General features: G+C 43.7%; 21 protein-coding genes. 10 read left to right on the plus strand and 11 right to left on the minus strand.

All coding sequences use genetic code 11. The features are described from left to right. Window positions 1-2: 2 nt before the first annotated feature. Genes ispF through ACYTXU_RS02925 form a run of 8 tightly spaced genes read left to right on the plus strand, consistent with a single transcriptional unit; the run spans window position 3 to window position 5,546 of the window. Window positions 3-485: a 2-C-methyl-D-erythritol 2,4-cyclodiphosphate synthase gene (gene ispF, locus ACYTXU_RS02890; RefSeq protein ID WP_462208220.1), complete on the plus strand. Its 483-nt coding sequence runs from the start codon at window positions 3-5 to the stop codon at window positions 483-485. A 1-nt stretch (window position 486) separates the two neighbouring features. Further along, entirely contained in the window at window positions 487-1,533 is a 1,047-nt protein-coding gene (truD, locus tag ACYTXU_RS02895) for a tRNA pseudouridine(13) synthase TruD (protein ID WP_462208221.1), read from the plus strand. A gap of 32 nt (window positions 1,534-1,565) precedes the next feature. After that, window positions 1,566-2,333 (plus strand): 5'/3'-nucleotidase SurE, encoded by a 768-nt coding sequence (gene surE, locus ACYTXU_RS02900; RefSeq protein WP_462208223.1) that lies wholly within the window; start codon window positions 1,566-1,568, stop codon window positions 2,331-2,333. 42 nt (window positions 2,334-2,375) lie between these two features. Beyond that, complete coding sequence (locus ACYTXU_RS02905; RefSeq protein WP_462208224.1) at window positions 2,376-3,044, plus strand: protein-L-isoaspartate(D-aspartate) O-methyltransferase; 669 nt, start codon at window positions 2,376-2,378, stop codon at window positions 3,042-3,044. Further along, a complete protein-coding gene (locus ACYTXU_RS02910; RefSeq protein WP_462208226.1) occupies window positions 3,041-3,625 on the plus strand; it encodes a YqaA family protein in 585 nt (194 codons plus the stop codon). Before ACYTXU_RS02905 ends, ACYTXU_RS02910 begins: the two co-directional genes overlap by 4 nt. A gap of 50 nt (window positions 3,626-3,675) precedes the next feature. Next, window positions 3,676-4,668 (plus strand): peptidoglycan DD-metalloendopeptidase family protein, encoded by a 993-nt coding sequence (locus ACYTXU_RS02915; RefSeq protein ID WP_462208227.1) that lies wholly within the window; start codon window positions 3,676-3,678, stop codon window positions 4,666-4,668. Window positions 4,669-4,691: 23 nt separating this feature from the next. Further along, on the plus strand, window positions 4,692-5,174 hold the full coding sequence (locus tag ACYTXU_RS02920; RefSeq protein WP_462208228.1) for a hypothetical protein: 483 nt from the start codon (window positions 4,692-4,694) through the stop codon (window positions 5,172-5,174). A gap of 6 nt (window positions 5,175-5,180) precedes the next feature. Next, window positions 5,181-5,546, plus strand: coding sequence for a hypothetical protein (locus ACYTXU_RS02925; protein ID WP_462208229.1), 366 nt, complete (start codon window positions 5,181-5,183; stop codon window positions 5,544-5,546). 42 nt (window positions 5,547-5,588) lie between these two features. Here the strand turns inward: ACYTXU_RS02925 and ACYTXU_RS02930 are convergent, their stop codons facing one another. From ACYTXU_RS02930 to ACYTXU_RS02940, 3 genes are read right to left on the minus strand one after another with little or no spacing between them, the layout of a single operon-like run. Further along, entirely contained in the window at window positions 5,589-5,852 is a 264-nt protein-coding gene (locus ACYTXU_RS02930) for a BolA family protein (protein WP_462208231.1), read from the minus strand. A 22-nt stretch (window positions 5,853-5,874) separates the two neighbouring features. After that, entirely contained in the window at window positions 5,875-6,174 is a 300-nt protein-coding gene (locus ACYTXU_RS02935) for a YciI family protein (protein WP_462208233.1), read from the minus strand. A 3-nt stretch (window positions 6,175-6,177) separates the two neighbouring features. After that, the gene (locus tag ACYTXU_RS02940; RefSeq protein ID WP_462208235.1) at window positions 6,178-6,795 is read right to left on the minus strand and encodes an inner membrane-spanning protein YciB; all 618 of its coding nucleotides are present in this window, start codon (window positions 6,793-6,795) and stop codon (window positions 6,178-6,180) included. 99 nt (window positions 6,796-6,894) lie between these two features. Between ACYTXU_RS02940 and ACYTXU_RS02945 the strand changes: the two genes are divergently transcribed. Beyond that, the gene (locus tag ACYTXU_RS02945; protein WP_462208236.1) at window positions 6,895-7,725 is read left to right on the plus strand and encodes a PHP domain-containing protein; all 831 of its coding nucleotides are present in this window, start codon (window positions 6,895-6,897) and stop codon (window positions 7,723-7,725) included. A gap of 38 nt (window positions 7,726-7,763) precedes the next feature. Then, window positions 7,764-8,387: an L-threonylcarbamoyladenylate synthase gene (locus ACYTXU_RS02950; protein ID WP_462208237.1), complete on the plus strand. Its 624-nt coding sequence runs from the start codon at window positions 7,764-7,766 to the stop codon at window positions 8,385-8,387. A 23-nt stretch (window positions 8,388-8,410) separates the two neighbouring features. Here ACYTXU_RS02950 and ACYTXU_RS02955 read toward each other — a convergent pair whose 3' ends face one another. The 8 genes from ACYTXU_RS02955 to ACYTXU_RS02990 all read right to left on the minus strand — a co-directional run bounded on the left by ACYTXU_RS02955 (window position 8,411) and on the right by ACYTXU_RS02990 (window position 14,106). Then, entirely contained in the window at window positions 8,411-8,785 is a 375-nt protein-coding gene (locus tag ACYTXU_RS02955; RefSeq protein WP_462208239.1) for a VOC family protein, read from the minus strand. 10 nt (window positions 8,786-8,795) lie between these two features. Then, the gene (locus ACYTXU_RS02960) at window positions 8,796-9,272 is read right to left on the minus strand and encodes a VOC family protein (RefSeq protein WP_462208240.1); all 477 of its coding nucleotides are present in this window, start codon (window positions 9,270-9,272) and stop codon (window positions 8,796-8,798) included. Between the two features lie 54 nt (window positions 9,273-9,326). Beyond that, the gene (locus tag ACYTXU_RS02965; RefSeq protein WP_462208241.1) at window positions 9,327-9,803 is read right to left on the minus strand and encodes a VOC family protein; all 477 of its coding nucleotides are present in this window, start codon (window positions 9,801-9,803) and stop codon (window positions 9,327-9,329) included. A gap of 31 nt (window positions 9,804-9,834) precedes the next feature. Next, on the minus strand, window positions 9,835-10,194 hold the full coding sequence (locus tag ACYTXU_RS02970; protein ID WP_012800809.1) for a DUF1428 domain-containing protein: 360 nt from the start codon (window positions 10,192-10,194) through the stop codon (window positions 9,835-9,837). A 10-nt stretch (window positions 10,195-10,204) separates the two neighbouring features. Beyond that, window positions 10,205-10,822: a glutathione S-transferase family protein gene (locus tag ACYTXU_RS02975; protein WP_462208243.1), complete on the minus strand. Its 618-nt coding sequence runs from the start codon at window positions 10,820-10,822 to the stop codon at window positions 10,205-10,207. A 2-nt stretch (window positions 10,823-10,824) separates the two neighbouring features. After that, a complete protein-coding gene (locus ACYTXU_RS02980; RefSeq protein ID WP_462208244.1) occupies window positions 10,825-11,223 on the minus strand; it encodes a MarR family winged helix-turn-helix transcriptional regulator in 399 nt (132 codons plus the stop codon). 178 nt (window positions 11,224-11,401) lie between these two features. After that, on the minus strand, window positions 11,402-13,555 hold the full coding sequence (locus ACYTXU_RS02985; protein WP_462208246.1) for an alpha/beta hydrolase family protein: 2,154 nt from the start codon (window positions 13,553-13,555) through the stop codon (window positions 11,402-11,404). After that, a complete protein-coding gene (locus ACYTXU_RS02990; protein WP_462208247.1) occupies window positions 13,555-14,106 on the minus strand; it encodes a hypothetical protein in 552 nt (183 codons plus the stop codon). The genes ACYTXU_RS02985 and ACYTXU_RS02990 overlap by 1 nt, the downstream gene beginning before the upstream one ends. Window positions 14,107-14,219: the final 113 nt, after the last annotated feature.

Here is a 14,219-nt window from a genome sequence, read left to right on the forward strand (position 1 = left end):
CTATGTTTCGTATTGGTCATGGTTATGACGTACATAAATTTGGTGGCGACAGCCCACTGATTTTAGGTGGCGTTGAATTTCCCGGTGAGCAAGGTTTGCTTGCTCATTCTGATGGTGATGTGGTGCTGCATGCAGTTTGTGATGCGCTGTTGGGTGCTATTGCCAAAGGCGATATTGGTCATCATTTTCCTGACACTGATGAAAAATTTGCCGGCGCTGATAGCCGAGGACTGTTAGTAGCAGTTATGCAGCAAGTAGATGAAGAAGGTTATCGCCTAAGTAATCTGGATGTCACTATTGTGGCGCAGGCTCCAAAAGTGGCCTCTAGAATTCCAGACATGCGACAGGTCATTGCTGATATCTGCAAAGCGGAGCTGAACCGCATTAATGTCAAAGCAACCACCACAGAAAAACTGGGTTTTGTTGGTCGCAAAGAGGGGATTGCGGTGCATTCTGTTTGTTTACTTGAATCCATCGAAAATTAAGATGGAGATACAAGTTCAGGATTGGCCAAGAGCCTACGGTACTCCATTAGCAACCGCCATTTTTCGCCAGCAGTTAAGCGACTTCTGCGTTGATGAAGATTTACGTTTTGAACCTTCGGGCGAAGGTGCGCATCATTTGCTGCTGATCGAAAAGCGCAATATCAATACTGATATTGTGTGTCACAAACTGCGTCGCTTTGCTGAAGTCAATCCAACCGATATTGGCTATGCTGGTAAGAAAGATCGCTTTGCCATTGCTCGACAATGGTTCAGCGTGCAGTTGCCATTGCTGAGAGAGATTGATTGGTCTGAGTTTAACGATGACGAAGTGACAGTCCTAAAAGCCACTCGACATGATAAAAAGTTACGCATTGGTGCGGTTAAACAAAATCATTTTGCTATCACCTTGCGGGATCTGAATTTTAGCCAGGGTTTTGATAAGCAAGCCCTAGAGCAAAGGCTTGAACAGATTCAGGAGCACGGTTTCGCCAATTATTTTGGTGAGCAGCGTTTTGGTCATAATGGTGACAACCTCACTCGTGGTGTTGATCTATTAATGGCCAATAAAAAACTGAAAAATCGTAATTTGCAGGGGCTGTTATTTTCTGCAGTACGCTCCTTTCTGTTTAATCAGGTACTGGCCAAGCGCATCGAAGCCAATAAGTTTATAGAATTGCTGGATGGCGACTATGTACAGCTTGATGGCTCGGAAAGTGGTTTTACGGTTCAGGATATGGCGCAGGAGCTGCCGCGCTTTGTTGCAAAAGACATACATCCCACAGCACCTATGCCGGGACGTGGTCGTTCACAGCTGTTAGCGGAAGCCGCTGCATTTGAAGCAGAAGTGCTTGAGCCTTATCATGAGCTGATTGCTGCTTTGGAGCGCAAAGGGCTTAATGGCGAGCGCCGTGCGATTCGTGTTTTTCCACAAAATGTCATGCTGAAATGGCATAATGAGCAAACGCTGGAAATGCGCTTTAGTTTGCCCAAAGGAGCTTTCGCGACCAGTTTGTTGCGTGAATTATTTGAGCTTAAAACCAATCTTTAACAAGAATCTTTAACCACATATAAAAAATATTTATGAAAATACTGCTGAGTAATGATGACGGCTTTTTTGCGCCGGGAATTAACGCCTTATACGACCATTTGCAACGTATCGCGCAGGTCACCGTGGTTGCGCCAGACCGTAATCGCAGTGGAGCCAGTAATTCATTAACCTTGGATCATCCGATTCGCGCCTGGCAAACAGAGCGCGGATTTTTTGCGGTAACCGGTACACCCACCGATTGTGTTCACCTGGGCACGCATCATCTGATGGGCGCGGCACCGGATATGGTGGTGGCCGGTATTAATACCGGTGCCAATTTGGGCGATGACACCCTATATTCGGGCACGGTAGCTGCTGCAATGGAAGGGCGCGCGCTGGGTTATACTGCCGTTGCCGTGTCATTGGTAGGCCATCACTGCCAGCATTACGATACCGCCGCACGAGTAGCCGTAGAGATCATTGAAGGGTTGATTGAGCACCCGCTGGGTAAAGATAGAGTGTTGAATATCAATGTTCCTGACTTGCCCTATGAAGAATTAAAAGGAATTAAGCTAACACGCTTGGGAAATCGCCACCGTGCTGATACTATTATTCCGGACAAGGATCCAAAAGGGCGCCAGGTTTATTGGCTGGGGCCTTTACCGAGCGGGCAGGATATTGGGGAAGGAACGGATTTTCATGCCGTTGAGAATGGCTACGTTTCGATCACGCCCGTCAATGTGGATCTGACCGCGTATAACAGCTTTGATGAAGTGGAAGATTTTTTGAGTACTTACGACAGCCCATTAACTAAAAGCTGATAGGCTCAAGCAATAACAACAATACAGAACAGATAGATAACTATGAATGCAGCTCATTTTTCTGGCATTGGTATGACTTCAGCGAGAACGCGTGGCCGTTTGGTGCAACGCTTGATTGCCGAAGGCATCTCCAATCAACAGGTTTTAAAAGCTATTGAAGACACGCCTCGTCATGTATTTATTGATGAGGGCTTATCCCACCGTGCCTATGAAGACACTGCTTTACCGATTGGTATGGGACAAACTATCTCTCAGCCTTATATTGTCGCGCGCATGACTCAGGCTTTGCTTGAATCCGGCTCCATGAATAAGGTTCTCGAAATTGGCACTGGCTGCGGTTATCAAACCGCTATTTTATCCAAACTGTGCAAAACCGTATTTACCGTCGAGCGTATCCGCGCGCTTCATATGCAAGCTCGTAAGACGCTGGGCCAGCTGGGTATTCACAATGTGCAATATCTGTTTGCCGATGGTTTTAACGGCTGGCAACAGAACGCGCCTTTCGACGCTATCATCGTCACTGCTGCCCCTTCGCAAATCCCTGAAAAACTAATGGGACAATTAGCGGACGGTGGACGCATGATTATCCCTGTTGGACAAACAGAAACGGCTCAGGAGTTAATTCTAGTTGAACGCCAAGGCAATGAGTTTAAGCAAACTGTCGTAGAGAAGGTTAAATTTGTACCGTTAGTCAGTGGCGTTGCTCGATGAATATATTTACCAAGATGTACGACGCTTGCATGCGTTGGGCTCGTCATAAGTACGCCGTTTATATTTTAGGCTTTGTCAGTTTCATCGAATCCATCTTTTTTCCGATCCCAACCGCTGCCATGCTGGCGCCGATGGCTTTGTCGACTCCGCATCGTGCCTTGAGTCTAGCTGGACTTGCCACTGTGACTTCAGTTTTAGGCGGGATTGTCGGTTATCTGGTGGGTGCTTTTGCTTTTGAGTCCTGGGTGTTGCCTGCGATTGAAAAGTTCGGTTATTTAGCAACCTATGAAAAAGCAGTCGTCTGGTTTGCTGACTTTGGGGTCTGGGTGGTGTTAATCGCCGGCTTTTCTCCTGTACCCTACAAAATATTTACTTTAACCGCTGGCGCACTCAGTATGGCGTTTTTGCCCTTTGTACTGGCCTCTATCATCGCTCGCGCTGCTCAATTTTACTTAATTGGCGGATTAGTGAAGTGGGGCGGGGAACCAATGCAGCATAAATTGCGTCAATATGTAGACTGGATTGGCTGGGGCTTTTTAATCCTTGCGGTCATCGCTTATATTATTTATAAGTACGTGTAAGCATTTATAATCAATAACTCATTGTAAAAACAAGGATTTTTAATTAGGGCATGCGACAGCAAACCAAAGACATACTAAAACGTTCGGCCATCCGCTCACTCTGGATCGTCGCTATCGTACTAGTGGTTTTTTGGTTGCAGGGCTGCGGTAATGAGCGGTTAGCTCCCGTTGAAGAGCGCGAAGCCAATAACTATAAAGCACAGTTGCACAGCTTCTACCCGCCTTCCGAAGTGGATAACAGCCAGCAGTTCTATCATGTGCGTCCCGGAGACACTCTATACTCTATTGCCTTCCGTTACGGCCTTGATTACAACATCCTGGCGCAGGCCAACGATATTGATAGCAATTACACCATTCATGCAGGTCAGCGGCTTAATCTTCAAAAAGCCCGCGATATAACGCCAGCTGAAGAGTATGAAGTGGCTGGCACAGAGCCTCCAGGTACTCAGCAGGCAACCGACGCGTCACGTCGTACCCCGGTCACAGTAGCCAGGAGACCGGTATCCGAAGTTCCAAGAACACCTACCGGTAATCAAACCCAGACAAGCACCCAGCCAACGCAACCAGTGGCGCGGCAGGAACCCAAAAAAGAACCCAAGAAAGAGCCAACAAGCAGCTCTAATACAACTTCTGGTAGCAAGGAGCCAATCGCCTATACACCTAACTCACCAGTCAAATACTGGATGTGGCCAACCATGGGCCAAATCCTGCAAGGTTTCTCTGGCGCCAGCAAAAGCTCCAAAGGGATTGATATTGCCGGAAACTTAGGCGACCCAGTACGAGCCTCCGCCGCAGGTCGAGTGGTGTATGCCGGCCGAGGATTACGTGGCTATGGCAACCTCGTCATCGTCAAACACAACAACGACTTCATCAGCGCCTACGCCCACAACCGTATCTTGTTGGTCAAGGAAAACGAAATCATCAAAGCTGGCCAGAAAATCGCCGAAGTCGGCAACACCGACAGCGATGTCCCCAAACTGCACTTTGAAATCCGCTTCAAAGGTAAGCCGGTTGATCCCATGCGTTATTTGCCGAAGCGGTAGTTGATCAATTTCGAGGTTATAGGTTGATAAAGGTAATTTCAAAAGAGCAGTGGGGTGAACTAGCAAATCCTTTTCCTCTATGTACTTTTCCATTAACAGTGTTTGAAGCTGAAAGGATTTTAAACGTCGAGTTCTTTGAATATTTGGAAGATGGGCTTGGAAAGTGTTTTGGGGCCTATTTGGAAATTGATGATTCTCAGGCTTCCCTCCAAGGATTTTTCTGTAAAAACTCTCTTGATTTGGGAATCTTGGTAATGTGTAACAGTACTGAAAGAAACCCTTTAATACTTGTAGAAAAACTTCGTGAAGTGTTTTCCACTGAGCCCACATGGACTACAGAGTCTTTATCACCGCCTAAATACGGATTATTCAGGCTTGATGATAATGGTAATGAGTTTGAGATATATAGGTTTCTTGATGAGGCGAGTGCGCAAGCTGTTAAGTTAAGATTCGAAAAGAGCAAGCATAAGCAGGCTTATTTCATAAAAGTAGTAGGTGGGTCATAGGTTATTATGTTTAAAAATTTTAGTGTTATTTTATTTACTGCAATTTTACTTGCAGCATGTACTACCAATGAAAGCGCGCAGGAAACTGTTGTTACTGGTAATGGTTTCGATAAAGGTAGTGAATGGTGTAGTGATTTTAATTTGACTGAGCAAGAGGCTCAGACATTTTTCGAAGATGCAATAGAACTCACTTCCTCCGAGTATCATAATGAATACGAACATATAGGCTGTTACATCAAAGGGCATACCAGTTATAAAAATGCTTCTTGTGACTTTACAATTTGGGCAGGTGCAACTGCTGAATTGCAGTGTGGAGATAAAGAGTATCTTTTAGGTTGCTCAGATTGTGAGTTTTATTCACCTGAACCCTAGGGTGCGTCGTGACGCAGATCCTGCCCTAGGGGTACCATTGTGTTATTTAATGACTTTTATCGCCAAGGCATGAATATCGGTTTCCATCATGCCGCCTAGAGCTTCATAGATCATTCGATGCTGTTGCAGCATTCGCTTCCCTTCTAAAGCTTCACTTTTTATGACTACGGTGAAGTGTCCCTTGCCTTCCTTTGCTCCGGCGTGGCCGATGTGTTTATGGCTGTCGTCAATGACTTCAAGTTGTGTCGGATTTAGTGCGTCTTGAATCATTTGTTGCATGCGTTCAAGGCGTTGAGAATTATCCATTGTGGACTCCGTTTATAACTAGTTAAGGCAGTACTTTTTTATACGGTTTTACGATAACCGATTGGTAAACACCAGCTTCGATGTAGGGATCGGCATCGGCCCAGGCTTGTGCGTTTTCAAGCGAATCGAACTCGGCGACGATCATGCTACCTGTGAAGCCTGCTTCGCCGGGATCTTCTGCGTCGATGGCAGGGCAGGGGCCGGCAAGTATTAGTCGTCCTTCTTCTTTTAGTGTTTGAAGGCGTTCGATGTGTGCCGCGCGTGCTTGAGCACGCTTTGGTAATGAGTTTTCTACGTCTTGCGAGAAGATAACATACAACATAATTTATTCCTGAGACTCTTTATCTTGGGGATCGTTCTTATCTGAATCAGTTTTTCCAGCATCAGCTTTATGTGGCTCTTCGAGATCAACATGTTCTTTTAGCATGATAATGCTGATGATAAACAGCAACATGGTTGATGCAAAGAGGCCAATTATTTTAAACCAGAACCAGACGTCGGTGCTAAAGGTATAGGCGACATATAAATTTAAGAAGCCGAAGCCAGTTAAATACAGAATCCATAGCCAGTTGATCTTTGTTAGCAGACTGCGTGGCGCTGTATCTTTTAGGATGTCATTGGCTTTCAGCAAATCCTGAATGATGTACTTTTTGCTGAAAATTTGGCGGAACAAGATAAACAATGAGCCAGCCCATAAAATGATGCTGGTTTTCCATTTTATGAAGTTTTCGTCATCGAAGTAATAGGCTGAAGCCACTAATAGCACGCCGAGAACAAAATAGGCGATGTGACTTTTCTTAATCGGTTGCTTGGTGAATACGCTGGTTAAAATTTGCACTAAAGAACCTGCGCTCCAAACTGCCGCGGCGAGAATTAAGTTTTTAGTGATGAGGTAAACCGCGATAAATGCGACTAAAGGATAATTTTCTTTCAAAAAGGTCATATTAGACTCCAAAAAAGTGCCCGCCAAGTTTACCTGAATGCAAAAGATAGGCAAACTGGTAACCGTTTCATTTGATACCCAAAACCAAGCAGGATTGAAGTGCTTAGAGATTTACACAACCACACCCATGCCTCAGACGGTAGTTTGTCACCGATAGAACTGATTGAGCTAGCCATTGAACGCGGCGTGGATGAGCTGGCGATTACCGATCACGATTCAGTGGCTGGCGTATTAGCATTGCGTGAACAATCGGATGATTTCGCCATTAACCTTATAGAAGGTGTGGAGATTTCGGCGGGTTGGGGTAAACATACCCTGCATATTTTGGGTTTAAATATTGATCCTGAGCATGCAGGTTTATCATCATTTTTAAAGCTTCAACAACAGAAACGGCATACCCGCGCGTTAGAAATGGCACATAAGATGCAGAAAGCAGGTGTCGAACAGGCGGTAGCCGATGTGGAAGTTATGTTGCAAGAACAGAACATGGTTTGTCGTACCCATTTGGCTCAATATCTTTTAGATAATGGAGTGGTGAACAATTTTGCAAATGCTTTTAAAAAGTATCTGGCTAAAGGTGGCAAGGCGTTTGTTAAAGACGACTGGTTTGAGCTGGAGGACGCCATAGCCATTATCAAGCAAGCGGGCGGCGTTCCGGTATTAGCACATCCTACACGCTATAAAATGGGCTCTAACCAGTTGCATGAGCTGATTCAGTCATTCCAAACGATGGGCGGAGAGGGTATTGAGGTATGTTATCCTAATATCCATCCTGGCAAGAAAAACCTATTGGCAAACTGGGCGCAAAAGTATAACCTGCTTGGCTCACAAGGCTCAGACTTCCACTCTCCGGATAAACCTTGGGCCTTGCTTGGAAAGTTTCCACCGATGCCTGCCGACGTCACACCTGTATGGACGGCATGGCAGTAATTCGAACACCAAAGGTCAGCAGACCCTAAAGATAAATTATGACGCAACTGATTGAAATACATCCAGAAAATCCTCAGCCACGATTAGTCAGCCAGATCGTTGCCATCATTCGTAATGGTGGTGTGGTCGTCTATCCAACAGATTCTGGCTATGCGCTCGGCTGCCACATCGGTGATAAAAAAGCGCTGGATCGTATTCGTCAGATACGTGACCTGGAAAAAGATCATAACTTTACTTTAGTGTGTCGTGATTTATCAGAATTGGCCTTTTATGCACGAGTGGATAACACGGCATTTCGGCTGATTAAAAATAACACTCCCGGGCCCTACACCTTTATCCTGCGCGCAACAGCAGAAGTGCCTAATCGCCTGAAACATCCAAAGAAAAAAACCATCGGTATTCGTGTTCCTGATAACGCTATTGCACAAGCGATTTTAGAAGCGCTTGGAGAGCCCATGATGAATACCAGCCTGATCTTGCCCGGCCAAGAGGCAGGTGAGGTTTTGGCGCCATACGAAATTTTTGATGAACTAAATGGCCGTGTTGATGCTGTGATCGACGGTGGCTATTGTGGTCACGAAGAAACCACGGTAGTGGACATGACTAGCGGCTATCCTGAAATCGTACGTTATGGCGCAGGCGATGCGACGGTGTTCGAGTAAGCTGGTATAAGTAAGACAAATAGTTACTTAGCACTTTCATCTGGCTGGAAAATACCAAAGGTATTATTTTCAGTATCGATGAAGTATCCCTGCCAACAGATTCCTGGTACTGCAAATTTAGGCATCGCTATCTGGCCACCTTCGGCCTCAATTATTTGTGCCACTTTGTCAAAGCTATCGACCTCAAAAGAACAGACAAACGCATTGGTTCCGCATTCCAGTGGTGGAAGTGGCGCCGGGCTTTGTAATAAGCCTCCAGTAAGGTCGCCGCCTTCAATGCGCCAATAGTCGATAGGCAGCATATCCATTTTGGTGAATGTCCAACCAAAGGTTTTTTCATAAAAGGATATTGCTCTAGAAGGTTCGCTTGCTTGAATTTCAAAGTAAATACCACTCATTATTTCACTCCTAAGCTTGTTCTAACCGATTCAAATCGAGTTTAATCATGGTCATCAGAACCGACATCACACGCTCCTGTCGTTCTGGGTCGCTATTGGCCAATAGCGTTTGCAGCCCTTTGGGTACGACTTGCCATGAAACACCATACTTGTCCTTTAGCCAACCACACTGGCTTGGCTCTCCGCCATCGGCAGTCAACTTTTGCCAAAAATAATCCACTTCATTCTGGTCATCACAGTTGATAATGAGCGATATGGCTTCGTTGAACTGAAACATCGGCCCGCCGTTTAGCGCAACAAATGAATCGCCATCCAGCTCAAATGCTACGGTCATTACGCTGCCTTCAGGCCGGCCATGAAACTCATAGCCGGCTTTGCCGTATCGTGTGATGTCTGTAATGGAAGAGTCCTTGAAAATAGAGGTATAAAAATTGGCTGCTTCTTCGGCCTGGTTATCAAACCATAAATTGGTAGTAATTTTGGACATATTACTGCTCCTTTTATTGTTTGAGTTAATTTCTATGAACTGCCGGTAGATGTGTTAGCACTTCTCGGTAAATTCATTTTTCATGTACTGTTCAATTTCGTCTTCGGAAACATCTTTGATGTGATGGGCAATCGACCAGTAATGACCAAAAGGATCTACCAGCACGCCGTAACGGTCACCCCAGAATGTATCTTCGGGATCCATTCGTGACTTTGCACCCGACTCGATGGCTTGTTTAAAGGCAGCATCACAGTCTTTAACTTGACGATGAATGGTGACACAACTTCCACCTAGTGATTGCGGAGACAGTGACTTGCCGTCAGGGTTAAACTCTGGGAAGTCATCGACCAGAAAAATAAATCCGCCATCCAATTTCAAGCAGGCATGCATGACTTTTTTTCCATCTGGCGAGGGCACTTTTTGCACTTCTTCTGCATCAAATGCTTTTTTATAAAATTCAATGGCTTCATTGCAAGGGCTGCAGACCAGGTGAGCGATGGGTGCTTTGGGTTGATTATTGTTGTTACTCATAATTTACTCCTTTAATTAAGATCAACAGAGCTTACAGTTCGACGATAGGTTTGAATCCGCCCCAAAACATTCTCATCCCATCGAAGGGCATGTTTTCGGGCTTCATATCAGCAAGGCGTGGATCCTTCATGACTTTTTCATTGATTTCGTCGCGAGCCTCGCGTGATTCATAAAGAATATAAGAGAAAATAACCGTTTCGTTATCCTTCAGGTGCACACTTTGCGGAAAGGAGGTCACTTTGCCCGGTTGCACGTCATCTGCAACAGCCTCAATGACCTTTAACGCGCCATATTCTTTCCAGACGCTGCCAGCCATCTTGGCCATTTCGATGTATTCATCAAGCTTATCTTTGGGTACGGGTAAAACATATCCATCAATATAGAATGACATAATAAACTCCTTACTTATGGTTGGTGGGGAAGGGGGAGCGCCAGGCCGGAAGTTGCATTAACTTATGGTGCCAGCGTTGAATTTCGGGGAAATGATCGATCGGGATCTGCGCCTGTTGTGCATAGGGCAGCATAACTGCAAGTGAAAAGTCGGCTAATGTCAGTCTGTCACCAACCACAAAGTTTTTCCCAGATAGGTGGTTGTTTAGAAGTTCTGCATGCTGCTTAAACTGTGGTTCAATTTTCTGCAGTGCATCAGAGTCAGGTTTACCGATACTGAACTGAGGTTTAATAATGTTCTCGTAATAATAGACACCCGCACTGGGCAAAAAGCAGTCAAAATCCCAACTGATCCATCGTAATACTTCAATCTGCCTTTCGTCATTTGGCCACAAGTCTGAATCAGCCTGACGTGCCAGATGGCACATGATGGCCACCGATTCCCAAAGGTATCCATGTCCTGTATCAAGAACGGGGACTTTGCCATTAGGGTTCTTGGCCAGGAAATCCGGCTGCTTATGTTCAAGCTCTCCAAGATTAACCCGAACAAATTCGACTGGGGATTTTAAATAGTGCGCAACTGCGCAGGTTTTATAGCAATTGGCTGTTTCCGCATAGTAAAGCTTCATTGTTACTCCTTATCGTTGTGCTGGGTCTCCATCTCTTTCTTCAGTTGATGCTGCACTTCCTGCCAGGCAGGAAATGCTTCTTTAAGTTTTTGCGCGCCAGATGGCGTCAGTTGCCATGCTTTAACCCGCTTATCTTCAGTTGGGGCGGGCTCAATCCATCCGTGTTTTGCCATCACCGCAGCCCCTCTGGTCATTGTGGTTCGCTCTAGAACTAAAAAATCAGCGAGTTCTGTGGTCGATGTTTGTCCCTTTAACTTTAGGACGGCTAATACCGAAAATTGAGTAGCACGGAGACCATGAGGTCTCAGTTTTTCTTCGTAGAGTCGAGTGATCGCTCTGGCTTTACGCCGAGCTTCAAGACAAAAGCAGTCTTTTGCTTCAATAAATTCAGGTATCATCATAATTAAGTGTATATACACCTATTGGCTTGTGTCAAGATTGATGCTCATTATTGCTGGCTGGTTCACGCAAGTTACAGTGACTGAGGATTTCAGTGTGAGGGGATTCGTGGCGGGCGGTGGTCAGAATTGGGGGAGCATAAAAAAAGGAGCTTGAAGCTCCTTTTTTGTTTACTGAAAGTTAAAAGTCATATACACCTAATCGCCTTAGGTATTGTGCGGCTCGATCATCTCCATATTTATGAGCTAGTCTAAGGTAGTGTTCTGCTTGTTTAGTATCCTTTTCAACAAAGTTACCATTATAATAAACCATACCCACATAAAAGTTATCATTACCTAATACTTTTAGGTCCTCTTGTTTATAGGATTTATTATCGCCTATGTGATTATCTAAGAATTCAACAATAGTGACGTATTGGTGGATATCTCCACGCCAATTCCTGTGCCCATGGCCGGAGCGGATGTACTCATGATATTGGACTTCTGTGTCGCCCATTTTTTCAAGTACATAGTTGAGACGTCTACTGTGTTCGGGGTGAGCAACTTCGTCACGCAATCCTGAAAAAATAAGCGTTGGAACTTTAATTTCAGTAGCTTTATAAAGCGGTGAGTTAGACTTCAACTTGTCATAATCAGCATCAATATCACCAACCATAAAGCTTATTGCATCTTTACGACTCTGAGTTTGATTGAGATTGGTTGCACTAAATAATAGCGGTAAATCAAAAACTCCAAAGGCGGTAACTGCACATTTAAAGTTGTTGGGGTAGATGATTGTTGAGGCAACTGCTGAGTAACCCCCATAGCTTGTTCCATAAATACAGGCATTGCTTTTATCGATGTTGGGATGCTTAAAGGCTTTTTGAGTTAACAGGTTGATATCTGACTCGATACCTTGACCAAACTGTTCACGGCCGGCATTCATATACTCTTTGCCGTAACCAGCGCTACCACGAAAATTAATCGTTAGCACTGCATAACCTCTGTTAACCAGAAATTGTGTGGCTCGATCAAATTCATTACGATCCTGTACACCTATGGGACCTCCATGAGGCATAACAACCAGTGGATGTTTTGAAGTTGTATCAGGTAAGAAAAGGAAACTCTCAACGGTTTTCTTTAGTTCGTTCTTTCCAGTGATAAGCTGTCCCTTTACAAAAGTATAAGGATGCAAATCAGGGATTTCATTTTGCAGAAAACGGAGCTTTGAAAGCTGTTGGTTGTAGTGGAAGAATTTTCCAGGATGAGTAGCGTCATAGGCATAAATAACTAAATCATTTTTATCCAGTGAGCTATCAATGATAAAAATAGAATCAAGTCCAATCTGGTCATGCAAACTTTTTAATAGTGCCTGACTTGGCTTGTCTAAGAACTTTTGTTTTCTTACCCCACGGTCGACATAAGTAACTGAAGTGAGGATATTTTTGACAGTATCAAAAGTGGCAGACTGGATATCGTAACTAGGGGACTCATATAAAACATCCACTTCCATTTTTTTAAGAGTGTCATACTTAATAACAGAGGTTTTATCTCTGCCAATATTTGATAATGCAACAATATAGCGCTCATCAAGAGCACCAACAGGCTCGAAAACGTCTAGTTTTGAATAGTTTTTATCTTCACTTGTATCTGTGTTAAGTCTATAAAATTCTCGCCAAGTGTCTGTTTTAGAGTCATAAATTGAGTAAGAATTATAATCTTCCAGATGTTGTCCAATCATTTCTAAGCGATAGCTTTCATTGGATACATAAAACTCGAAGGTGTTATCAAGGTCGTCATTAAGATTTTTGAAAGTATCAAAAACTTTATCATGATTCTTTTTGGTAGCCTTTACGTTTCTTAATTTATCAATATCAATTTCCAACAAATCGAACTTTTCATCGTCTAAGTTTAGCTTTGCAAAAAGAGCCTTATCTTCTTTATTGGACATAGAGTTTATGACAAAACCAATGACTTCAACATCAAAATAATCAATGTCGAAGTCATTATCTTCAAACTTGAAATCTATAAAGCGAGTATAGTACCTGTTGAAATTTCCTTTAAATGTCACATAGGCTGTATTAGAGTCTATCCAGTCATAATCGATAATTTCCAGAGAGCCTGAATTTTGCAATTTGAATATTTCAGCAGCTTCATTTGTGGTTGTTTTGAAAGCAAATAACTGATGGTAGCTGTCGAGGTAGCTCTTTCCAATGAAGGTTTCCCCGGATGGTGATATGACAAAGTTATTAAACTGACTATTAGTGAATATTTCGTTGCTTTTAACTAATTGGGCATTTGCACTTACTGTGAACAAACAAAGTGCGATGAAATTTAATATGGACTTATATATCATTATTCTTCTCCCTGAATGTTTTTTATATAATCAAAAAAGTCATCTCTAGGACCGTCTTTGGCATAGACGACAGGATACCTGCTCATGAGAGAAGGGTAATTTTCTTGTAGAAAAATTAAGGCCTCTGTTGACTCGTTTTTAGTTTGAACTTTATATCCAGAACCGATTCTATCAATATTGAAGTGCCCTATGTAATTGATTTTATTAGGCACTATATTTACTTTCCAGTTTTCGTCCCTATCACTTCCCAGGTTGATGTAGTTATGGCGGTTATAGATTTTTGTGCGAATAATATCGTAAGTTCCTGCAGGCATTGTGGTTACAACAAAGTTATGCTTTTCATCATATAATTTATGCTCAATAGCGACCTTTGTTGGGCCGTTAAATATTAAGCTATGGATTGCAGTGTCAGATTCATAAGCGATGACAACAATTCCTTTGCCTTCGGCAGGATTTAGAGTTGAGTTGTCTTTAAATTGCTCTAGTTTGGTTGCGCAGCTTGTTATCAATAACGTAAGTAGTAGTGTAGAAATAGCGATAATTCGCTTCATTATTATCCCCTCCATTTTATTATATTGGTATACCCAAAATGTGGAAGTATACATAAAGTAGCGATGCTTGTTGAGCGTTTATAGCAATAAAGACAGCTAGAATTAGCCTCGCT

The organism is Kangiella sp. M94 (genome assembly GCF_054926195.1).